The sequence below is a fragment of the Bradyrhizobium tropiciagri genome, from assembly GCF_001189845.1.
GTDB lineage: Bacteria > Pseudomonadota > Alphaproteobacteria > Rhizobiales > Xanthobacteraceae > Bradyrhizobium > Bradyrhizobium tropiciagri.
Map to the genome: position 1 here is coordinate 87,382 of NZ_LFLZ01000025.1, position 22,700 is coordinate 110,081.

Here is a 22,700-nt window from a genome sequence, read left to right on the forward strand (position 1 = left end):
TCACGTTCCGATATACTCATGCAGGAGAGGCGCCTTGCCCAGGATCGGGAAGGCGCCAGAACCGGCCATGAGGGATTGCCGCATGCCATATTCAGCGAAGAGTCTCCGGGAAGCCGCCGATGCCGGGGTGATCAGCCCAGCTGATCTGGACCGGCTGCTCGCCTTCCTGGCCAGCCATGAAGGGCGGGGCGATGCCAGCCCGGCGGCCAGGTTCGATGCCGCCCACGTGCTCTGGTACGCCGGCGCACTGATCGTGATCGGCGCCATGGGTCTGTTCTCGACCCTGGCGTTCACCCAGATGGGCGGCCGGGCGCTCACCGCCTGCGCAATCGCCTACGCCACGGCTTTCGGCGTCGCCGGTCACCACCTCTGGTACGGCAAGAATCTGCGGGTTCCCGGCGGCCTATTGATCGCGATCGCGGTCTCGATGGCGCCGCTTGCAGTCTATGGCATCCAGGATGAACTCGGCTGGTGGGGCAAGTTCGGCAAGCCCGGAACCGTGCAGGATTTCTATGTCTGGGTGAAGGGCAGCTGGATCTTCATGGAGCTCGCGACGGTCGCCGCCGGCATCGTCGCGCTGCGCTACTTCCGCTTCGCCTTCATCGTCGCGATCATCGCGTTCGCACTGTGGTTCATGTCGATGGATCTGGCGCCGTGGTTCAGCGGCACGGCGCATGCCGACTTCGAGACGCAGCGCCGCGTATCGGTCTGGTTCGGCCTCGCCGTCCTCGTCGTGGCCTGGATCGTGGACTATCGCAGCCGCAACGCCGACTTTGCCTTCTGGCTGCATCTGTTCGGCCTGATGGCGTTCTGGGGCGGCATCACCGCGTCCTCGAGCTCGACCGAACTGGGCAAGGCGATCTACTGCCTGCTCAATGTCGGCCTCGTCGTGATCGCCGTGATCCTGATGCGGCGTGCCTATGCGGTGTTCGGCGCGTTCGGCATCTGCCTCTATCTCGGCCATCTCGCCGACGTCGTCTTCAAGGACTCGCTGTTGTTCCCGTTCTCGCTGTCGCTGATCGGAATTGCGGTGATCGCCGCGGGCCTGCTCTACCATCGCAACGAGCGTGCGATCGCCGCCTGGCTCGAGGCGCATCTGCCGGCGGGGTTGCGGCCGCGATCCGCAACGGCGTAGGGGCGTCGGCACTCCCTTAGAACCGATACAATCTGGAATCCCTACAAGAAGTGCGGCGCGCAAGCGCCGCTCTTCGTTTCCAGGCGCTAGTCCGGAAGCCGACGGAAACCATTTGCATCCTTGACTTTTCTCATCCAACGCTCGCCGCGAGCAGCACCTGCGTGCTTTCGCCGCGATTTTATTCCGCCGTCACGCAAAAATTTTCCCAAGCCCGTCGTCTGGACGCAGTGCATCTCACGTCTCTAGAGGACGACGCATCGCCTTCACGCAAGGCGAGAGTTGCTTGGGGACGACGTCATGACATCGAGATCACAAAATAATCGTCGCATCGCTTTGCTTGCCAAGCTGTCGCTGCTCACGGCGAGCTCCCTTGCACTCAGCGTTCCCTTCACAATGTCAGCGGCGCAGGCGCAGTCGTCCCCGGCGCAAGGCGGCGCATCGTCGCTGCCGCCGGTGACCGTCACCGCGCCGGCCGCGCAGCGCCGCCGCAGCGCGCCGTCGACATCGCGCAACACGACCGCTGCGCGCGGCCGCCGCTCCCAGACCGCGCGGTGGATCGAGCCTGCGGCCGCGGCAAAACCGTTCACGGAATCGCAGGATGCCCGCACCGGCACATCAGGCTATTTCGCCAACAGCACTTCGGTTGCAACCAGGACCAACACCGCCATCGTCAACATCCCGCAATCCCTGAGCGTCGTGACGCGGGAGCAGATCCGGGACCAGAACTACCAGGGCGTCACCGACCTCACGCGCTACATTCCCGGCGTGGCCGTGCATCAAGGCGAGGGCAATCGCGACGAGCTCGTGATCCGCGGTGTCGATTCCAGCGCCAACTTCTTCGTCAACGGGTTTCGCGACGACGTGCAGTATTTCCGCGACATGTACAACGCCCAGAGCATCGAGGTGCTGAAGGGCCCGAGCGCATTGACCTTCGGCCGCGGCGCCGGCGGCGGCCTGCTCAACCGCACGCTCAAGGAGGCCGACGGCAACCGCGTCTATGAGGCGACAGCGCAGACCGGGTCATGGGGCGATCGCCGCGTCACGCTCGATGCCGGACAGGCGATCAACGAGAACGTCGCAGCAAGGCTCAACGTGTTCTACGAGGGCGCCGATGCCTTCCGCGACTTCAACCATCTCGAACGCTACGGCATCAATCCGACCGTGACGCTGAAGCCCGACGACAACACCAGGATCAAGCTGAGCTACGAATACTTCCACGACGGGCGCACCGCCGATCGCGGCAATCCCTCGCAGGGACTGCCGGGTGGCGCGACACGCTTCAATCCGACGACGCCGTTTGCGCCGAACGGCGATTTCTCGACCTTCTTCGGCAGTCCGAGCCTGAACACCGCGCAGGCGACGGTGCAGACCGGCATGGCCATTATCGAGCACGATTTCGAGAACGGGCTGACGGTGCGCAACGGCACCATCGCCGCCGACTACCAGAAGTTCTACCAGAACGTCTATCCGACCGGCGGCGCGCTCGCCGGCGCGGTCAACCCGGCGGACACCGCGGTCAATCTCGGCGCCTATCAGCACACGACCAACCGCGACAACGTCTTCAACCAGACCGATTTCACCTACAAGACCTGGACCGGCCCGCTGTTCCACACCGTCGGTTTCGGTACCGAGTTCGGCCGTCAGAGCGGCGTCGACATCCGCAACACCGGCGTGTTTCCCAACGGCACCAACACCATCGTGCAGAACCCGTTCGCGCCCACCTATTTCGGCCCGGTGACGTTTCTTCACCATTTCACCGGCACCAACACCGACGGTGTCACCGCGCCCGACTCGAACAGCCGCTACGCGCTGAACATCCAGTCCGGCTATGTCAGGGACACCATCGAGATTTCCCGCGCCGTGCAGATCATCGCCGGCGCACGGTTCGACCGCTTCGACATGTCGGCGACCGACATGAACACCAACATCAATCGCGGTCGCGTCGACAATCTGGTGTCGCCGCAGGGCGCCCTGATCATCAAGCCGATCGAGCAGATGTCGGTCTATACCGCCTACAGCATTTCCTACCTGCCGGCCTCCGGCGACCAGTTCAGCTCGCTGACCGACGGCACGCTGATCCTGCAGCCGCAGCGCTTCGAGAATGTCGAGCTCGGCATGAAGTGGAACATCAATCCGAAACTGCTGTTCTCGACCGCCGTCTACAATCTGAACCGCACCAACCAGCCGATCCCCGACGGCAACAATCCCGGCTTCTTCTTTCCCTCCGGCAGCACGCTCACGCGGGGCGTCGAGGCGAGCCTGACCGGCCATGTCACCGAGCAGTGGCAGTCGTCGCTGGCCTATGCCTACACCGACGCGAAGATCACCGGCGCCACCTCGGCGACAGTCGTGCCCGGCAACCGCGTCCAGCTCGTGCCGTACAATCAGTTTGCCTGGTGGAACAAGTATCAGTTCACGCCGATGTGGGCGGCGGCGCTCGGCGTGATCTATTTCGGCGATTCCTTTGCCTCCTCCGACGACACCGTGCGGCTGCCGAGCTTTGTCCGCTTCGATGCGGCGCTCTATGCCAAGATCGACGAGACCTGGAGCGCCCAGCTCAATGTCGAGAACATCTTCGACAAGGGCTATTGGGCCTCCGCCGACGGCAACAACAACATCTCGCCCGGGCAGGGCCGCACGGTAAAGCTGATGGCGCGGGCGAGGTTTTAGGGAGGGCGTCATCGCTTACTCGTCATTGCGAGGAGCGATAGTGACGAAGCAATCCACGCTTCCGCTGCGGGACTATGGATTGCTTCGCTTCGCTCGCAATGACGGGGAGAGGCCGGTGGTCTTTCTCTACCCCAGCCGCATATCCAGCAGCCGGCGGCCTTCGCCCTTCAGCAGCTTCTTCACGGCGCTCGAGGCGATCACCTCGCCGTTGTTGGCGTAGGCCTCGTGGTTCTTCTCGATGTCGTCGAGGCGGTAGAGGTAGTTGACCATGACGCCGGCGGATTCGCGCAGGCCCTTGGGCGAGAGGTCGCCGAGCCAGTTGATCCGCTCCAGCCGCGCACCGTTGCCGAGATGGAAGCGCGCGACCGAATCGATCAGCCGGCCCTTCGGCGTGCGCGCCTTCAGGAAGTAGTAGGCGGCGAGCGGCTCCAGCACCGCGCGCAGCTGCGCGGCGAGCTCGGCGTTCTCGGGCCAATCGGGCTTGCCGAGGCTCTCCAGCAGCTGGCGGTCCTCCTCGGTCAGCGGCACATCATCGGCCTGCTTGACCCATTGCATGAAGCCCGGCACCGGCGACAGCGTCACGAAATTGTCGAGCTTCGGCAGTTCGCGGCGCAGTTCCTCGACCACCTGCTTGATCAGGAAGCTACCGAACGAGATGCCGCCGAGGCCGCGCTGGGTGTTGGAGATCGAATAGAACACCGCGGTGCGGGCCTTCTCGACCGGCACTGGCTCGCGCTCTTCCGCGAGCAGCGGCGCGATCGCGCCCGGGATCGCTTCGGTGAGTGCGACTTCGACGAAGATCAAGGGCTCGTCGGCCAGCGCGGGATGGAAGAAGGCGTAGCAGCGGCGATCGATCGGATCGATGCGGCGGCGCAGGTCATCCCAGTCGCGGATCTCATGCACCGCCTCATAGCGGATGATCTTCTCCAGAATATTGGCCGGCGACGACCAGTCTATCCTGCGCAGCACGAGGAATCCCCTGTTGAACCAGGACGAGAGCAGATGCACCACGTCGCGATCGAGCGCGGCGAGGTCCTTGTTGCCCTTCATCAATGAAAGCAGATCCGAGCGGATCGACACCAGCTCGCCGGTGCCGCCGGGCGCGCGATTGAGCCGGCGGATCAATTCCTGCCGGCGCGGCTCGGAAGCGAAATGCAGGTCGCTGGCGTCGTCGCCATTGGCCTTGGTGCGCCAGCTCTCGATGGCCTGCGCCAGCCTGGCGTGATCGGGGCCGAAATCGCGGGCCAGCGTCTGGAAGAACGACAGGCGGCCGGCGGCGTCGAGATGGTGGTAGCGGTCGAGCACTTCGCGCGCCATCGCGGTGCCGGAGGCCTCGCCGCGGCCGGACAGCAGCGCCTCGCACAGTTCCAGCAGTTCCGACGCATCCTGCTTGTCGTCGGCCGGGCTGGCGCGGCCGAGCAGGACGCGGCCGCGTTCGGAGATCGTGGAGAGCAGGTCGGAGAAGAAGGCGTTGGCCATTGACGGGTCGTATCCAGCGGGTCGTATCCAGTGAATCCGGACCTTACACGGGATTTAAGGTCGGCAGGAATGCAATCAAGCGCACGGATCGTACGGAAATATGTCGCAGCGCGACAGCGGTATAATTCGCCTTATCATTCGTCTTGGCTGCGCCGGGTGACAAACCGCGTTCACGTTTTCTCCGCGAATGCGGTCGGTGTCTTGCCGGTAACCTGGCGGAACGCGTGGGAAAACGCCGGCACGCTGGCATAGCCGAGGTCGGTGGCGACCTGCTTGACCGAGACGTTGGCGCCGGTCGACAGCCGCTCGATCGCGGCCGCGATGCGGGCGCGCTGGCACCAGCTCTTGAAGGAGAGTTGCGTCTCGGCCGCGAACAGCCGCGACAATGTCCGCGCCGAGGTGCCGACCGTGCGCGCCAGCGCATCGATCTCGTGGTCCCTGGTCGGATCGGCCAGCACGATGTCGGCGGCGCGTCGGCAGCGCGGCTCCTGCGGCAGTGGGATGAAGGTCGCGGGATCCTCGGCCTGGTGCAGCTCCAGCATCACCAGTTTGATCAGGAGGCCGGTGCGCTCGCGTCCGCATGATGCGTCGAACAGCGCGAGGATCGCCTGGTGCACCAGCGGCGACACCCGCACCACGAATTCGTGCCTGAGGCTGTCGCTGCGCTTCTCGCGCGCGAGCCAGGCCTGGTCGAAATACAGCGTGCGCATCTCGATGTCGGCAAGCACGTCGATCGCATGCGGCAGCAGGGCAGGGACCCACACCGCGCGGTCCGGGGGCACCAGCCAGCGGCCCTTCGGCGTCGTCACCTGCATGGTGCCGCTGGCGGCATAGACCAGCTGCGCCTCGCGGTGCATGTGCGGCTCGAGCCGGACGCCCTTCTCGTAGTTGCGCGCGACCATGTGCACGCCGTCGCCGGTGACGCGCCGGTCCTTGTGGAGGGCTCTGATTGGCGGTTCAGCGATAGTCATTGGCGACATCCCGTCAGGACAAGCACCTATAACCTATTTCGAGCCAATTGAAGAATCGCGTGAGAGACGTGTCCATGAACAGTCCAAAGAACAGTTCAAGCAACAATCCGAGCCGGGTGATCAGCTTCGTCAACGCCGGCCATTTCATCGACCATTACGCGATGCTGATCTTCGCCGCCGCCGTCATCATCATGGGCCCGGCGCTCGGCATGGCCTATTCGGAACTCTTGCCCTATGCGACCCCCGGCTTCATCGCCTTCGGCGCCGGCTCGCTGATCACCGGCTGGCTCGGCGACCGCTGGAGCCGCCGCCACATGATGGTGATCTTCTTCGTCGGCATCGGGCTGTCGATGATCTCGGTCGGCTTCGCGCAGACGCCGCTGCAGCTCGGCGCCGCGCTGCTTTCGATCGGCATCTTCGCCTCGATCTACCATCCGGTCGGCACCGCGATGATCGTGTCCTATGCCGAGAAGCTCGGCGCCCAGATGGGGATCAACGGCGTCTGGGGCAATCTCGGCGTCGCCTCCTCGGCGCTGGTCACCGGCGTGATCGGCCAGTATCTCGGCTGGCGCTGGGCCTTCATCGTGCCCGGCACGGTCACCGTGCTGATCGGTATCGCCTTCGCGATGACGGTGGTGCATGAGGATCGCAAGGGCTCCAGGCAGGCCGCAGCGCAGGTGCGCGTCGCCAAGGAAGACATGTGGCGCGTGGTGCTGTCGCTTTTGATCGTGGTGATCGCGATCTCGACCACGTTCAACGCGGTGACGGTTGCGCTGCCCAAGTTGTTCGCCGAACGGCTCGCTGATCTGACCAGGAGCCCGGCGCTGCTCGGCGTGATCGCGGCCGGGGTCTATGTGTTCGGCGCGATGACGCAATACACGATCGGCAAGCTGCTCGACAGATATTCGCTGAAGACGGTGGCGCTGCCGCTTTCGTTCCTGCTGGCGCCGTTCCTCTATCTGGCGGCAAGCCTGTCCAACCTGCCGCTGATCGTGGTCTCGATCGGCATCGTGATGGGTGCGTTCGGCCAGGTCACGGTGAACGACGCCATGGTCGGCAAGTACACGACAGAGGAATGGCGCTCGCGCGCATATGCGGTGCGCTATTTCGTCGGCTTCACCGCGGCGGGCGCTTCCGTCGGGCTGGTGGCGTGGCTGTACGACCAGGGCGGCTTCTCGATGATGCTGCGCGCGTTCGCTGCGCTGTGCCTGCTGGCCATCGCAGCCGCGATCATCCTGCCGCGCGAGATCCGGGCACCCGCCGCGCAGGCGGGCTGATATCGGCGTTCGCGCTGTTGTCGCTGAAGCGATGTGCGCCCGCCCGAGCGGGCGGGCACTGCTCGGCACCGCCTTCATTCCGTGACTTGGTCACGCTCCACGAACTTTGTTCCAGGCCGCAGGTGTGGTAGTTTAACCGGGCCTCGGGGACGAAGGCGCCGGTTGCGCCGCCAGCGCATTTTTTTGGAGTAGCCGGAGCGCCATGGGAGAAATTCGCGACTTCAAGTCAGGGCGGTCACAGCCCGACAATACACAGCCTCCGGGCAATTCAATGCCGCGGCGCCTCGCGGCGATCGTTGCTGGCGACATTGCCGGCTACAGCCGGCTGATGCAGCTTGACGAAGAGGGCACGCATACGCGCGTCAAGCGGACCCTGCGCGATCTCATCGAGCCTACCATTGCCGAGCACCATGGCAAGCTGGTCAAGACCACCGGCGACGGCTTTATCGCGATGTTCGACAGCCCGGTCGAGGCCGTTCGCTGCAGCATCGTGATCCAGCAGAACATGATCGGCCGCAACGCGGCGATCGCGAGAGATCACTGGATCGAATACCGGATCGGCGTCAATCTCGGTGACGTCATCATCGAGCCCGACGACATCTATGGCGACGGCGTCAACGTGGCCTCGCGTCTGGAAGGGATCGCGGCGCCCGGTGATGTCTTCATCTCGGGCGGCATCTACGAGCAGATCAAGCACAAGATGGTCTGCGGATACGAATCGCTCGGCGACAAGAAGGTCAAGAACATCACCGATCCGGTGCGGGTCTATCGCGTGCTGCCGGATGCTGCCGCGTACCAACGAACGCGCAGGCGTCGCGAGTCCATCCTGCTCACGCTGCTCGGATTGGCGATCGCGATCATCGCCGGGGGCGTGCTGTGGTACCTGCTCGCACAACCACGGGGCAAGCCGGCCGATGTGGCGCAGGCACCGTCGCCGACCGCAGCGCCTACTGCTCAACCGCCGGCATCGAGCCCGGCTCCCGCGCCAAGCCAGAGTTCAAATCCGGTGCCGAGTGCGGCGCCGACGCAGCAAGCGGCACCTCAGGCCGCTCCGTCCGCAAGTCCCGCGGCATTGCCGGAGCCCGAAATGGTCTCGCTGCAGGGCGGCAGCTTCTCGATGGGAAGCAATGACGATCCCTCGGAGCGGCCGATCCGCAAGGTGACGGTCAAGCCGTTCGCCATGGGCAAGTATCCGGTCACCGTGCGGGAATGGAATGCCTGCGCGGCGGCCAAGGCCTGTGGCTTCACGGCCAGCGGCAAGGACGACGTTCCGGTCACCAATGTGAGTTGGAGCGATGCGAAGCAATATCTGACATGGCTCGCCGAGGCGACGAAGAAGGCTTACCGGCTCCCGAGCGAAGCCGAATGGGAATACGCGGCGCGTGGCGGAACGCAATCGAAGTACTGGTGGGGCGACCAGATGCAATCGGGCCACGCCGGTTGCAAGGATTGCGGCGGTGACGCCGCCGCCGAACAGCCGGTCAAGGTCGGTAGCCTCAAGCCGAATCCGTTCGGCCTCTACGACATGGGCGGCGGGGTCGATCAGTGGGTCGAGGATTGCTGGCACAGGAACTACCAGGGCGCGCCGGCCGACGGTTCGGTCTGGTCCGGCGGCGACTGCGCCTCCCATGTCATCCGCTCCGGCTCCTGGAAAAACGACGCGCGCTATGTGCGTCCGGCCAATCGCGACAATTACGACACCAACGTTCGTTACCCTACTCACGGTTTCCGGGTCGCGCTGTCGCCCTGAGAGATCGTCTGTCATCGCCTGGTTTCATGGAGGGGCTATGAAGAGTGCAGGCTTGATCATGCTCGCTGCGGCACTGACGTTGCTCGCGAGTCCGGCCATCGCGCAGAACAAGCCGGCCGGCAAGGACACCAAGCTGTATTTCATCTGGCCGCACGACCGCACGACGCTCAAGAGCCCGTTCTGGTGTCGCTTCGGGCTGCGCAACATGGGCATCACCCATGCCGGCGACGACTATCCAAACAGCGGCCACCACCATCTTCTGGTCGACGTGGACGAACCGTTGAATCCGAGCGAGCCGATTCCGTCGGACAAGTCTCATCTGCACTTCGGAGCGGGCCAGACGGAGACGCAGCTCGATCTGGCGCCCGGCAAGCATACCTTGCAGCTGGTGCTGGGCGACGCCAAGCACTATCCGTTTAACCCGCCGGTCGTCTCCGAAAAGATCACCATCCGCGTCAAATAGGCCGATACGGATAGCTCCCTTGCGCGAAGCACGGCTTGCGCAAGGCGGCCTCGTGCGGTTTGTTGCGCGCCGGCCGGGCGTTGACGTGAACAAGACCCGGCGTGGAGGAGGCCCGATGTTGTCTCGACTGCTGCGTCTGGCTGGCCTCGTTGTGGGAGTGATTGTGATGGCCGCATCCGCCAATGCCGACGCCTTGAAGGATCAGATCGCGCCGACCGGAAAGCTCCGGGTCGCGATCGCGATCAGCCCGGCGGGCGGCGCGTTCTGGTCGACCAGGACCGAGAACGGCTATGCCGGCGTTCCCGTCGATCTCGGCCGCGAGATGGCGGCGCAGCTCGGCGTTCCCGTTGAATACGTCGTGCACCAGAATTCCGGCCAGATCACCGACGCCGCGGCCAAGAACACCTGGGACATCACCTTCCTGCCGAGGGATCCCGAGCGCGAGACCAGGATGACCTTCGGGCCGATCTACGAGGTCGCCGACGCCACGTATATCGTCAAGCCGGGCTCGACGATTTCGAATTTCGCCGCGCTGGATCAGGACGGTGTCAAGGTCGCCGCCGTCAACGCCACCACCACGATGCGCGGCGCGATCGCGCATCTCAAGCACGCCAAGGTGACCGGCTATCAGACCTATGACGAGATCTTCAATCTGTTGAAGAGCGGTGAGATCGACGCGTTCGCATTGTCGCGCGATCAGCTCAATGCGATGGCCAAAAAGATCCCTGGCACGCGCGTGCTGGATGAGACCTTCAAGCAGACCGTCACCGCGGTCGCGGTGCCGCTCGACCATCCGCTCGCGGCTGCCTTCGTCACCAAATTCATGACCGACGCGATCGCCAACGGCACGCTGCGCAAGGCCTACGACAATAACGGGCTGAAGGGCTCGCCGGTCCGGACGAGGTGAAGTGAAGTAGCGCGGGTCGCCCCTGTCTCTGCCTCTCCATCCCGTCATCCTGAGGCGCGAGCGGAGCGAGCCTCGAAGGATGAATCGGCCCCGCTGGTGGCCGTCGATCCTTCGAGACGCGCTGCGCGCTCCTCAGGATGACGGAGATGGAGAGGGGGCGTCAGGCGTGGGCGACATCTGGGCATGGTGCATAATTCAGCGCCATTGTGCCGGCGGATTCCCGTGCAGGTTATTTAAACCATTGGATTGAAACGGATTTTTAGTCCGACGCCACCGTCTCCGCTTGGCACATCCATTGCTTTTGATTGCATCAGTCAACGACGACTGCCGTCCTCCGGATTGCCGAAGCCAGTGCTGGCCGCGGTGAGGGGATCAAGGCGCCCGGCCCGGGCGCCTCGAGCAATCGTTGCATCCCCATCTCCCCCGGACGGACGAGCATTTCTACCAACCCGCGTCGCTTCCGGCAGGCAACCGGCGCGGCCGAATTGCGCAAGGGGAATTTACGAATGGCCTATCTCGCACCGTCCGAATTCGTCACCAAGATGGTGGACGCCGGTGAATCCAAGATCTTCATGTCGACCCGCGACACCGTGATCCGCGCCTACATGGCCGGCGCGATCCTCGCGCTGGCAGCCTGGTTTGCCGTGACGATCAACGTCAATACGGGGCAGCCGCTCGTCGGCGCGCTGTTGTTTCCGGTCGGCTTCGTCATGCTCTATCTGCTGGGCTTCGACCTCTTGACCGGCGTGTTCGTCCTGTCGCCGCTCGCGCTGCTCGACAAGCGTCCCGGCGTCACGCTCGGCGGCGTGCTGCGCAACTGGGGCCTCGTCTTCATCGGCAATTTCGCCGGCGCGCTCACGGTGGCGTTCATGATGGCGTTCGTGACGACCTTCGGATTCACGCAGGAGCCCGACAAGGTCGGCATGACCATCGGAAACGTCGGTGAGGCGCGAACGCTGGGCTACGCGGCGCATGGCGCGGCGGGCATGGCCACGCTGTTCATCCGCGGCATGCTCTGCAACTGGATGGTCTCGACCGGCGTGGTCGGCGCCATGATCTCGACGACGGTGCCCGGCAAGGTCATCGCGATGTGGATGCCGATCCTGGTGTTCTTCTACATGGTGTTCGAGCATTCGGTGGTGAACATGTTCCTGTTTCCGTCGGGGCTGATGCTGCACGCGAAGTTCTCGATCATGGACTACCTGATCTGGAACGAGATCCCGACCGTGCTCGGCAACCTCGCCGGCGGTCTCGCCTTCACCGGGCTCACGCTCTACACCACGCATGTGAAGACGGCGCCGAAGCGCCAGCGCCTCGCGGCTTGATCCTGGCCGGCAGATGGGGCTCTCCTGTCACGGAGAGCCCCATTCGCTTTGGGACACACGATGCCGCGCGTGCTGAAGATATCGATCGGGCAATTCTCTGATCAGGGCCGCAAGGACACCAATCAGGATTTCCACGGCGTGCTGATCCCGGGCGAACCGCTGCTCGGCCTGAAGGGCATCGCCGTGGTGCTTGCCGACGGCATCTCCTCGAGCAGCGTCAGCCGCATTGCCGCGGAGTCCGCGGTCAAGAGCTTCCTGACCGACTATTACTGCACCTCGGAATCCTGGTCGGTGAAGACCTCTGCGCAACGCGTGCTGGAGGCGACCAATTCCTGGCTGCACGCGCAGACGCGGCGCAGCCAGAACCCCTATGACAAAGACAAGGGGTATGTCTGCACGCTGAGCGCCATGGTGATCCGGTCGACCACCGCGCATCTGTTCCATGTCGGCGACAGCAGGATCTACCGCATCGCGGGCAACAGCCTCGAGCAACTGACCAACGACCATCGCGTCGTGCTGTCCTCGCAGCAGAGCTATCTCGGCCGCGCGCTCGGTGTGAACCCGCAGCTCGAGATCGACTACCAGAATCTGCGGCTGGAGCGCGGCGACACCTTCCTGCTGGTGACCGACGGCATCTACGAGCATGTCCCGGCGCGGCAGCTGGCGAAGACGATCAGGGACGGCGCTGCCGACCTCGATGCGACAGCGAAATCGATCGTCGAGCAGGCGTATGAAAACGGCAGCCCGGACAATCTCACCGCGCAGATCATCCGGATCGACGAATTGCCCGACGCGATGCCAGCGAGGTGTTCGGCCGGCCCGCCGAGCTGCCGTTGCCGCCGCTGCTCGATGCCCGGATGCTGTTCGACGGCTATCGCATCGTGCGCGAGCTGCATGCGTCGCACCGCAGCCACATCTATCTCGCGGTCGACGAGGAGAGCGGCACCACGGTCACGATCAAGATCCCCTCGATCGACCTGCGCGACGATGGCGCCTATCTGAAGCGCTTCATGATGGAGGAGTGGGTCGCCAAGCGGATCGACAGCCCGCATGTGCTGAAGCCGTGGCTGCCGCAACGCAAGCGCAGTTTCCTCTACGTCGCGATGGAATACATCGACGGCCAGACCCTGACGCAGTGGATGATCGACAACCCGGCGCCGTCGCTCGAGACCGTGCGCGACATCACCGAGCAAATTGCAAAAGGGCTGCGCGCCTTTCACCGCAAGGAGATGCTGCACCAGGACGTCAAGCCCGACAACATCATGATCGACGCCACCGGAACGGTGAAGATCATCGATTTCGGCTCGACGCGGATCTCGGGCGTTGCTGAGGCGGTGCCTGCGGGCGTCGAGGATATTCTGGGCACCCAGCAATACACCGCGCCGGAGTATTTCCTCGGCGAGGGCGGCACCGCGCGCTCCGACCTGTTCTCGCTCGGCGTCGTCACCTATCAGATGCTGACCGGCCGCTTGCCCTACGGCGCGCAGATCGCGCGCGCCCGGACGCGATCCGATTTCAACCGGCTGGTCTATCGCCCGGCCGCGCATGGCGGCCGCGATATCCCGAGCTGGGTCGACGGCACGCTGGAGCGCGCCGTGCAGGTCAATCCGCTCAAGCGCTATGACAGCTTTTCCGAGTTCCTGTTCGACCTGCGCAATCCCAACGCAAGATACCTGACGACGTCATCGACCTCGCTGATCGAGCGCAACCCGGTGCTGTTCTGGAAGTCGACCACGCTGCTGCTGGCGCTCGTTGTGGTGCTGCTGCTGGCGTATGGTGCGCATCATTGGCGGTAAGGAGTCAAGTTCGTCACCAACCCCGTCATCCTGAGGCGCTCGCGAAGCGAGCCTCGAAGGATGAATCGGCCTCGCTGGTGCCGTCGACCCTTCGAGGCTCGCTCCGCTCGCACCTCAGGGTGACGGGGAGGGGCCGACGCGCGCAACCAAAACCAACCTAATGCGTCGCGCCGCCTGCAATCGGATCGAGCCCGCTCTTGACCAGCGCGTCGCGCGCATCCGGTGAGGCGAGGAAGCTGATCAGTGCCTTGCCGGCGTCGGGCTCCTTCGAGACCGTCGCGATCCCGGCGGAGAACACCGTGATCTTCTGCAACGGCTCCGGCAGGGGGCCGACGATGTCGATGCCGCTAACCGGCTTCAGCTCGGAGATCTGCTGCAGGCCGATCTCGGCCTCGCCCTTGGCGACGATCTCGCCGACCGGGGTCGCCGGGATCATCTTCGCCTTGTCCTTCATCTGATCGGCGATGCCGAGCTTGCCGAACATCTCGGTCGAGACGTAGACGCCGCTGGCGCTGTCGGAATAGGCGACCGATTTCGCTGCGAGCAACGCCTGCTTGACGGTGTCGGCCGAGCTGATGTCCGGCCTCTGTGCGCCTGATTTGACCGCGATGCCGATCGGCGACTTCACGAGGTCGACACGGCTGTCGGCCACGACCTTGCCCTGCTTGATCAGGTCACCGAGTGCATAGCCGACCATGATCAGCACGTCGGCGGGTTCGCCGCGGGCCAGCCGCACCGGAATGGCGTTCGTGGTCGTGCCCATCGACGGCCCGAAGGCGGTCACCACCTCGTGCCCGGTCTTGCGCTCGAACTCCGGCACCAGCGCCTTGTAGGCCGCGGTCAGCCCGCCCGAGATCATGACATGGACCTCGGCGGCGGCTGCGGCTGAGGTGAAGGCGAGGGCGCCGACGACGGCGAGCGTGAGAGCACGAAAGGCGATAGGGGCGCGCATGGAGTTTCTCCCTGGACGATTCTTGGCAAGCGGGGGTCGTCGTGGCCGGGGAGACTATAGCTCGGGAAGAGGCGTGGCTAGTGATCCACCGTCATTGCGAGCAAGCGAAGCAATCCATCGCGCCGCATTTGCGGAACGATGGATTGCTTCGTCGCTTCGCTCCTCGCAATGACGGGGAGAGAGCCCTCTCACGAATTCACATGCACGAAATCGCGCAGCAGCGGGTAGATCTCGTTGTTCCAGCGCTTGCCGGAAAACACGCCGTAATGGCCGACGCCGGCCTGCATGTGATGCACCTTGCGATAGGTGCGCACGCCGGTGCAGAGGTCCTGGGCGGCGAGCGTCTGGCCGATCGAGCAGATGTCGTCCTTCTCGCCTTCCACCGTCATCAGGCCCATGCGCCGGATCGCCGCCGGGTTCACCGGCCGGCCGCGGTGCATCAGCAGGCCCTGCGGCAACAGATGCTCCTGGAATACGTCGCGCACGGTCTCGATATAGAATTCCGCCGGCAGATCCATCACGGCGAAATATTCGTCATAGAACGTCTTGATCACCTCGGCCTTGTCGGTCTCGCCCTTGGCGAGATGGTCGGCGAGATCGATGTGCTGCTTGATGTGACGCTCGAGGTTCATCGAGACGAAGGCGGTGAGCTGAACGAAGCCGGGGTAGACCTGACGCAATGCGCCCTTGCACTGCATCGGCACGTAGTTGATCAGATTGTCCTCGAACCATTTGATCGGCTTGCTCTTGGCGAATTCGTTCACCTTGGTCGGCTGGATCCGGGTGTCGATCGGGCCGGCCATCAGGGTCAGCGACGCCGGCCGCGCCGGATGATTGTCCTCCGACATGATCGCGGCGGCCGCCAGCGCCGACACCGAAGGCTGGCAGATCGCTACCATATGCGCGCGCGGGCCGAGCTGGCCTAAGAAGTCGATCAGATGGTCGGTGTAGTCCTCGAGCCCGAAGCGGCCTTCCTTGCGCGGGATGTCGCGCGGATTGTGCCAATCGGTGATGTAGACGTCGTGGTCCTGCAGCAGCGTCTTCACGGTGCCGCGCAGCAGCGTGGCGAAATGGCCGGACATCGGCGCCACCAGCAGCAACCGCGGCTGCTCCGGTCCGTCCACCTTCCTGAAACGCAGCAGCGAGCCGAACGGCGTCGCATAGGCGACCTCCTCGGTCACCTGCAATTCCCTGTTGCCGACGGTGACGCTGCCGATGGCGTAGTCGGGGCGGGCGTAGCTCAGGGTGGAGCGCGAGATCAGCTCGAGCGCGGCGGCGAGCCGGCCGAAGGTCCGGTCGGAGGTGCCCCGCGGCACCAGATTGAGATAGCGCAATGCCGCCGCGGCGCCGGTCCGCCACGGCGCCGTGAGGTCCATTTGGTTCTGATAGGCCTGGTACAGCATCGACATCATACGCATCCACCCGGTGGCCCGGTCTGCCAAGCAATATCGAGGCCAGAGGCGGGCCGGCTGCCCGGCAAATTGGCACGTGGCTTGCTGCGAAAATGACCGGCTCCCGGGGGTGCGGCGGTTGGACCCGTGCGCAGGTCCGGGAGCTAAGGGCGCGTTCAGGCGTGAGGGACCGATATGGCGAAGGCGACACTCACCATCAGCAGCAAGAACTATTCGTCCTGGTCGCTGCGCGGCTGGCTGCTGGCGAAATTCGCCGGGCTGGAGTTCGAGGAGGTGGTCACCGCGCCCGATGATCCCTCGGCGCGGGCCGAGCTGCTGCTGCTGTCGTCCTCGATCCTGGTGCCCTGCCTGCGCCATGAGGGCGCAACCGTCTGGGATACGCTGGCAATCGGCGAATATCTCAACGAGATCATGCCGCATGCCGGGCTGTTGCCGGTGGACCGGATCCAGCGTGCGCATTGCCGCTCGATCTCGGGTGAAATCCATTCCGGCTTCACCACGCTGCGGTCGTCGCTGCCGGTCAATCTCAAGGGGCATTTTCCCGGCTTCAAGATCTGGTCGCGGGCGCAGGCCGATATCGACCGGGTCTGCACCATCTGGGCCGATTGCCTCGGCAAGTCCGGGGGACCCTTTCTGTTCGGCGAGCGCCGCACCATGGCGGACGCGATGTATGCGCCCGTCGTGACCCGCTTCATGACCTATGACGTCAAGCTCGATCCTGTTCTTGCGGCCTATGCCCGGACCATCATGGCGATGCCCGATATGCAGGAATGGATCGAGGCTGCGAAGGCGGAGCCTGCCGACGTCGAGGAGCTCGAGGTCGAATATTAGGCAGCGCTCGCGCGGCCTGCCTGCGCCGGTGGCTCAAGCTCCAGGCAAGCGTTGCTCAATCGACGTGCCGTCGGCGTCAGGCATTGGGCGCTGCGCGGCGATCGAGCGCAGCGCGCGGCGAACGCAAATATGCGCCTCGCTCCAAATGCTTCCGCCACGATATCAGCGCATGGCGAGACCGATCGCCGCAGCACAATCGGGCTGGCAAGGATTTCGCATAGCAACATTCGAGCTGTGACCGCGACGATGCGACGCTGCCGAAAATTTGGACGCTGAGCCCCGCCGCGATCTCGCGAACACGAGAACCGTGGAGGCTTGAAATGAACCAGCACGCCGTCGTCAGCAAATTCTCCCACGTCAAACCCGGTGACACCGAGTTCAAGGGCGGAGGTCTGCGCGACTTCTTCCTGTATCGCGATCTTGGCATTGCCGATGCCACCAGCGGGCAGGTGATCTGCCATCTGGTCAAGGCCAATCCCGACATGCCGCCGGAGCAGGGCACCGGCTGGCACAAGCATCTGTGCGACTTCCAGATCGTCATCATGACCAAGGGCTGGGCGCGCTTCATGTATGAGGACAAGGAGACGCTGGTCGAGGCCGGCGACGTCATCCACCAGCGGCCGGGCATCACGCACTACCTGTTCGATTACTCGAAGGACATGGAATACCTCGAGATCGTCAGCCCCGCCGATTTCAAGACGGTGGATGTGCCGCCGGCGACCGAGACCGTGCCGCCGATCACGCCGTGGAAATGATCGCCAAGCAGGATCAGAGAGGGATCGCAAATGTCGTCTGCGGAGGAATTAACCTTTGTTGTCGGCCGCTGGCTGCGGCCGATCGTCATGCTTCTGTATGTGGTGCGCCGTATCGGGCTGCTGACCACATCTAGCCGTGAACATCGGAGTACGCAGCTCAATCAGTGATTCGGACGCGGTTCGTTCCATCCGCGTTCCAAATCTTAAAGCGCACTGCGTGCGCGTCGCGTTTTGAAACAGCATGCATGGTCCCGGAAGGACCATGCGCAAGAATGGCGCCTGATCGGCTCAGGCCATGCCCGGTTGCTTCTCGCGCGGCCTGCGCCAGGCGATGACGTTGGCTTCCAGCGCGCCACCTGTCGCGTCATTGCGCCACTGGCCGTCGACGAAGCGGCACGCGAACGGCAGCTGATACGTTCCGCTGTGATCCTCACAAAGCACTTCCACGCGTTGCTCCGGCGAAGGTTCGCCATTGCCGTCGAATTGCGCCAGCCGTTTTTCGCGCGTTGCCATACGATCTGTCTCCACTGCCCAAGGTCGAGCCAAAAGGGGTCGAACCAAACAAAGTTCCGAAGGCCCCGTCCCCACGAGTAGTCCCCGTAATGGATGCAGCACACCGCTCGAATACGGTTTCAGTGTGGTATGTCTGCCCGGCTTTCAGCGTCGCGAGCACAAAACTGTGAATGACGCGTTTGATGGGGATGCCGATGATCGCTCGTTTCGCTCTTGTCCTGCTCGTGCCGCTTGCGCTCGGCGTCGTCGGAACCGCGCATGCGCAGGACGTTCCCGGCATCGAGATCTGCACCGTCGAGAAGACAATGGAGCGGCGCACCAGCTGTCTGCAGAGCAATGTCGATTTTCTGCAGAAGACGATCAGCAAGCTCACGACGGATCATCAGCAGAAGCTCGACGCCGCCAACCGGCAGATCGACAGCCTGAAGAGTTCGCTCGCGACCTTGCAGAAGCTCGTCACCGATTTGCAGGCGGCGCAGGCCAAGCTGACCGAGGACATGAAGAAGAAAGCCGACGCGCCGCCGGCGAAGGATGCGGCGCCTGCGGCGAAGGACGCGACGAAGTAGGGATCGTCATTGCGAGGAGCGAAGCGACGAAGCAATCCATCTCACCACACGTGGCGCTATGGATTGCTTCGCTTCGCTCGCAATGACGCGGAAAGAGCCGGGGCTCTTCACGCCACCCGATACTTCTCCATCACGTCGCGATCCGGCTCGTAGCCGAGCCCGGGGCGGCCCTGCGGCACGGCGACGTGGCCCTTGGCGTCGACGTCGATGCGGTCGCCCCATAGGCAGGCGGGTCGCTTCATGAAGAACACCTCGATCATCCCGGCGTCGCGGATCGCCATCAGATGCAACGTGGCGAGGAAGCCCGGCCCGAAATAGGGCGAGTGCGGAATCACCTGGACGCCGAACTCGTCGGCGAGCACGGCGACGCGCAGGAATTCGGTGACGCCGCCGACCTTGATCACCGATGGCTGCGCGTGACTGACGGCGCCCGCGGTCATCATCTGGCGGAATTGATGCACGGTGCAGGCGTTCTCGCCGGCGGCGATATCGAGCCGGCCTTCCCTGCGCACTTCCGCGAGTGTCGCAAAATCCTCCGGCGGCCAGACCGGCTCCTCCAGGAACATCGGCGCGGCCTGCTTGCAGTCGCGGGCGAATTGGATCGCGGCCGGCCCGTCCAGCGGGCAGTTCATGTCGACCATCAGCGGCACGGTGGGGCCGATCGCCTCGCGCGCGGCTGATACCGCGGGCACGGTGGTCTCGTGCAGCTTGATCGCGGAATAGCCAAGCTTGATCGCCTTCTTGCACTCGGCGGCGATGTGGCTGGGATTGCCGATCCGCATCAGGCTCGCATAGGCCGGGATCGTGTTGCGTTTCGCGCCGCCGATCAGTTGATGCAGCGGCACGCCCTTCACCTTGCCGGCGAGATCCCACAGCGCGATGTCGAGCGCCGAGATTGCAAACATCGTGATGCCGTAGCGGCCGAACAGATGCAAATTGCGCTGGATCTGCTCCATCGCCGCTGGAATTTGGGCGGCGTCCGGCACCTCGAGGCCGCGGGCCTGCGGCGCGATCATCTCGGCCACCGCCGTGCAACTCGTCTTCGGACAGACATAGGCGAAGGCATCGCCCCAGCCGGTCAGGCCGGCATCGGTCGACACCTCGACCAGCACCATGTCGAGCGCCGAGATCGCGGATGCGCCCTGGCGGAAGCTCGCAGGGCCGGCGTCATAGGGAATGCGGATGTGATGGGCGCGGACGTCGGTGATTTTCATTGTTGTTGTCCTTCCGATCGCAGGATGTAGCAGGATGTCCTTGGAGCGCGTGATTGCCGGACACTCTAGCCCAACTACGGCGAGCTTGCGCGCGGCTTTGCTCAGGTTCGCCCGGGTTCCGGCTGTTGCAAGTCTGCTTGTGACAAGTCTTGCTTGCAAGAATCTTGCGCGTGACAAGAAACTTGCGCGTGAATCGTGTCGAAGGCGTGGATGCCCGGCGCAGGGCCGGGCATCATGAAGCCCAAAGTTGTGGAGGAAAGCCCCAAAGCGCGATGAGATTTGGGGTGAATCATCATCGCGCTTTGGCTCATTGTTTGAGCATGATCTGTCCGGAAAACCGCTTTACACTTTTCCGGATCATGCTCTAGCTGCTCTTCGCGCCGCTCATGACGGGGCCGAACCGCTCCCAGCTCTCGCCCTTGAAGCGCATCATCTGCAACTGCTCGATCGGTGCATAGTCGTCCGGCCCGGTCTTGATCTTGGTGCCGGGCAGATAGATCCCGATCTCGAAGTTGAGGCTGGCCGCCTGCTTCATCAGGTTGTCGCGGGTGAGGTTGTCGCCGCATTGCCGCAACACCTGCTCCAGCCCCTTGGCGACGCCGTAACCGAACACGGTGGAGGCGTCGTTCTGGTCGCCCTCGGGATACCACTTGGTCATGAATGCGCGCCACTCGTTCATGGCCGGATCGTTCTTCCACTCGTGATCGGCAGGATCCTTCAGATACTGGGTCGAGAGGATGTCCTGGCTCGCCTCAAAGCCGGCCGGCTTCATCACGCCGCCGATCGAGACCGAGACGTTGGTCAGAAACTGGACCGGGTGCCAGTCGAGCTCGGCGGCCTTCTTGATCGCCTGCGCCGCGAATTTCGGCGTCGCGATGTTGACGAAGATGTCGGGGTTGGCGCCCTTGATCTGCACGATCTGCGAATCCACCGTCGGCGACGTGGTCTCGTAGGAGGATTCGACGACGATCAGTTTCTTGGCCTCTTCGCCCAGCCCCTCATGCAGGCCGATCAGATAGTCCTTGCCGAAATCGTCGTTCTGGTAGAGCACGCCGATGGTCTTGCCGGGATATTTCTGCAGGATGTATTTGGCATAGATGCGCGCCTCGACCTGGTAGCTGGGCTGCCAGCCCATGGTCCACGGAAAATTCTTCGGATCGTTCCACTTGGCGGCGCCGGTGGAGACGAACAGCTGCGGCACCCGCTTGCCGTTCATGTATTTCTGGATCGCGGTGTTGCCCGGCGTGCCCAGCGGATTGAAGATCAGCAGCACCTCGTCGCTCTCGACCAGCTTGCGGGCCTGCTCGACCATCTTCGGCGGGCTGTAGCCGTCGTCATAGGAGACGAAGTTGACCTTGCGGCCGTTGATGCCGCCCTCGCTGTTGAGCTTGTTGAAATAGGCCGCTTCCGTCTTGCCGATCGTGGCATAGGCGGATGCCGGGCCCGAATAGGGCATGATGTTGCCGACCTTGATTTCGGTGTCGGTCGCGCCCGGATCGTATTTCTTCTGGGCGTTGGCTGCGCCGGCGACGGTGATCGTCAAAAGTCCGGCAAGCGCCGCTGATGCGACGCAGTTGGCATAGCTCAGGCGTTGGTGGTGCATCCTTGTCCTCCCTGACATGCTGGCCGCGGCTCGTGCAGTCTTGATTTTCGGGCAGCTTGATGAGCCGTCGGATCGATGCATCTGCGAGTATGCACGATTGCAACGCTGTTGCCAGCGACCGCTTTGGGCTAAAATTTCGCAGAGCGGAACCACGGTTTCGCCGCGCGCAGCAAGGATTGTCAAATGCCGCGCGTCGCGGCCATGCATGATGCCCGCGCTTTGCAGGAAGGCCGTCGTCCATGAATCCAGCCCAGAAGGCGCTCTGGTACATCGAAAGCCACCTGCGCACGTCGCTGACGCTCGATGATATCGCTGTCGTCGCCGGGGTCTCGCGCTTCCATCTGGTGCGGGCGTTCGCGGAGGCGACCGGGTTCTCGGTGATGCGCTATGTGCGGGCGCGCCGCCTCAGCGAGGCCGCGCGCGAGCTCGCGGCCGGTGCGCCCGATATTCTCACGCTCGCGCTGGATGCGGATTACGGCTCCCACGAAGCATTCACCCGCGCGTTTCGCGACCATTTCGGCGTCACGCCGGAGACGGTGCGCGCGACGACGTGTCTGGCGACGCTCAAGCTCCAGGAGCCGATCACCATGATCTCGACCGCTCTCGATCATCTCGATCCGCCGCGCATCGCCACCGGCGAGGCCTTTCTCGTCGCCGGCGTCGGCGAGCGCTACAACCACGCCAACGACAGCACGGCCGGCATTCCGAACCAGTGGCATGGCTTCCACCAGCAATACGCGCATATTCCGCGTCAGATCGGTAACGGCGCCTACGGCGTCTGCTGCAACGGCGACGATGCCGGCAATTTCGACTACATCGCGGGCGTCGAGGTCGCCGATTTCTCCGATCTGCCGCGCGAGTTCGCGCGCGTCCGGATCCCGGCGCAGAAATACGTGGTGTTCACCCACAAGGATCACATCTCCACCATCCGCCGTACCGTCAACACGATCTGGAATCGCTGGCTGCCGCAATCCGGCATGAAGGTCGCCGACGCGCCGAACTTCGAGCGCTACGACGAGAGGTTCGACGCGTCGACCGGCGTTGGCGGGCTCGAGATCTGGGTGCCGGTGAAGGAGTAGCG

18 protein-coding genes and 1 pseudogene are annotated in these 22,700 nt (G+C 63.9%); 12 read left to right on the top strand and 7 right to left on the bottom strand.

Annotated elements, in window-relative coordinates; all coding sequences use genetic code 11:
- Window positions 1–82 precede the first annotated feature (82 nt).
- Together AKN84_RS20890 and AKN84_RS20895 are read left to right on the top strand one after the other, a co-directional pair.
- On the top strand, window positions 83–1,135 hold the full coding sequence (locus AKN84_RS20890) for a hypothetical protein (RefSeq protein ID WP_050422513.1): 1,053 nt from the start codon (window positions 83–85) through the stop codon (window positions 1,133–1,135).
- Window positions 1,136–1,432: 297 nt separating this feature from the next.
- The gene (locus AKN84_RS20895) at window positions 1,433–3,805 is read left to right on the top strand and encodes a TonB-dependent receptor (protein WP_050422542.1); all 2,373 of its coding nucleotides are present in this window, start codon (window positions 1,433–1,435) and stop codon (window positions 3,803–3,805) included.
- 126 nt (window positions 3,806–3,931) lie between these two features.
- Here AKN84_RS20895 and AKN84_RS20900 read toward each other — a convergent pair whose 3' ends face one another.
- Together AKN84_RS20900 and AKN84_RS20905 are read right to left on the bottom strand one after the other, a co-directional pair.
- Entirely contained in the window at window positions 3,932–5,284 is a 1,353-nt protein-coding gene (locus tag AKN84_RS20900; protein WP_050422515.1) for a malonyl-CoA decarboxylase, read from the bottom strand.
- A 170-nt stretch (window positions 5,285–5,454) separates the two neighbouring features.
- Entirely contained in the window at window positions 5,455–6,255 is an 801-nt protein-coding gene (locus AKN84_RS20905) for an AraC family transcriptional regulator (protein ID WP_050422543.1), read from the bottom strand.
- A gap of 74 nt (window positions 6,256–6,329) precedes the next feature.
- Between AKN84_RS20905 and AKN84_RS20910 the strand changes: the two genes are divergently transcribed.
- The 6 genes and pseudogenes from AKN84_RS20910 to AKN84_RS20935 all read left to right on the top strand — a co-directional run bounded on the left by AKN84_RS20910 (window position 6,330) and on the right by AKN84_RS20935 (window position 13,773).
- On the top strand, window positions 6,330–7,532 hold the full coding sequence (locus tag AKN84_RS20910) for an MFS transporter (protein WP_050422516.1): 1,203 nt from the start codon (window positions 6,330–6,332) through the stop codon (window positions 7,530–7,532).
- A 202-nt stretch (window positions 7,533–7,734) separates the two neighbouring features.
- A complete protein-coding gene (locus tag AKN84_RS20915; RefSeq protein ID WP_050422517.1) occupies window positions 7,735–9,282 on the top strand; it encodes an SUMF1/EgtB/PvdO family nonheme iron enzyme in 1,548 nt (515 codons plus the stop codon).
- Window positions 9,283–9,319: 37 nt separating this feature from the next.
- The gene (locus tag AKN84_RS20920; RefSeq protein ID WP_050422518.1) at window positions 9,320–9,745 is read left to right on the top strand and encodes a DUF4399 domain-containing protein; all 426 of its coding nucleotides are present in this window, start codon (window positions 9,320–9,322) and stop codon (window positions 9,743–9,745) included.
- 166 nt (window positions 9,746–9,911) lie between these two features.
- Complete coding sequence (locus AKN84_RS20925) at window positions 9,912–10,652, top strand: transporter substrate-binding domain-containing protein (RefSeq protein ID WP_050422519.1); 741 nt, start codon at window positions 9,912–9,914, stop codon at window positions 10,650–10,652.
- Window positions 10,653–11,158: 506 nt separating this feature from the next.
- Window positions 11,159–11,977, top strand: coding sequence for a formate/nitrite transporter family protein (locus AKN84_RS20930; protein WP_050403146.1), 819 nt, complete (start codon window positions 11,159–11,161; stop codon window positions 11,975–11,977).
- 60 nt (window positions 11,978–12,037) lie between these two features.
- A pseudogene (locus AKN84_RS20935) lies at window positions 12,038–13,773 on the top strand (bifunctional protein-serine/threonine kinase/phosphatase).
- A gap of 157 nt (window positions 13,774–13,930) precedes the next feature.
- On the opposite strand, the gene AKN84_RS20940 reads toward AKN84_RS20935, so the two are convergent.
- Window positions 13,931–14,725 (bottom strand): substrate-binding domain-containing protein, encoded by a 795-nt coding sequence (locus AKN84_RS20940; protein ID WP_050422520.1) that lies wholly within the window; start codon window positions 14,723–14,725, stop codon window positions 13,931–13,933.
- Between the two features lie 188 nt (window positions 14,726–14,913).
- Window positions 14,914–16,137 (bottom strand): polyhydroxyalkanoate depolymerase, encoded by a 1,224-nt coding sequence (locus tag AKN84_RS20945; RefSeq protein ID WP_128971038.1) that lies wholly within the window; start codon window positions 16,135–16,137, stop codon window positions 14,914–14,916.
- A 174-nt stretch (window positions 16,138–16,311) separates the two neighbouring features.
- Between AKN84_RS20945 and AKN84_RS20950 the strand changes: the two genes are divergently transcribed.
- Both AKN84_RS20950 and AKN84_RS20955 read left to right on the top strand, forming a co-directional pair.
- Entirely contained in the window at window positions 16,312–16,968 is a 657-nt protein-coding gene (locus AKN84_RS20950; RefSeq protein WP_050422521.1) for a glutathione S-transferase, read from the top strand.
- A gap of 320 nt (window positions 16,969–17,288) precedes the next feature.
- The gene (locus AKN84_RS20955; protein ID WP_016848368.1) at window positions 17,289–17,723 is read left to right on the top strand and encodes a cupin domain-containing protein; all 435 of its coding nucleotides are present in this window, start codon (window positions 17,289–17,291) and stop codon (window positions 17,721–17,723) included.
- A gap of 288 nt (window positions 17,724–18,011) precedes the next feature.
- On the opposite strand, the gene AKN84_RS20960 is transcribed toward AKN84_RS20955, so the two are convergent.
- A complete protein-coding gene (locus tag AKN84_RS20960; RefSeq protein WP_050422522.1) occupies window positions 18,012–18,236 on the bottom strand; it encodes a hypothetical protein in 225 nt (74 codons plus the stop codon).
- 194 nt (window positions 18,237–18,430) lie between these two features.
- On the opposite strand from AKN84_RS20960, the gene AKN84_RS20965 reads away from it, so the two are divergent.
- Window positions 18,431–18,802: a hypothetical protein gene (locus tag AKN84_RS20965; protein WP_050422545.1), complete on the top strand. Its 372-nt coding sequence runs from the start codon at window positions 18,431–18,433 to the stop codon at window positions 18,800–18,802.
- Between the two features lie 107 nt (window positions 18,803–18,909).
- On the opposite strand, the gene AKN84_RS20970 is transcribed toward AKN84_RS20965, so the two are convergent.
- Both AKN84_RS20970 and AKN84_RS20975 read right to left on the bottom strand, forming a co-directional pair.
- On the bottom strand, window positions 18,910–20,016 hold the full coding sequence (locus tag AKN84_RS20970; RefSeq protein WP_050422523.1) for a mandelate racemase/muconate lactonizing enzyme family protein: 1,107 nt from the start codon (window positions 20,014–20,016) through the stop codon (window positions 18,910–18,912).
- Between the two features lie 364 nt (window positions 20,017–20,380).
- Entirely contained in the window at window positions 20,381–21,619 is a 1,239-nt protein-coding gene (locus AKN84_RS20975) for an ABC transporter substrate-binding protein (protein WP_050422524.1), read from the bottom strand.
- Between the two features lie 239 nt (window positions 21,620–21,858).
- Here AKN84_RS20975 and AKN84_RS20980 point away from each other — a divergent pair, with 239 nt between their 5' ends.
- A complete protein-coding gene (locus tag AKN84_RS20980) occupies window positions 21,859–22,698 on the top strand; it encodes an AraC family transcriptional regulator (protein ID WP_050422525.1) in 840 nt (279 codons plus the stop codon).
- Window positions 22,699–22,700: the final 2 nt, after the last annotated feature.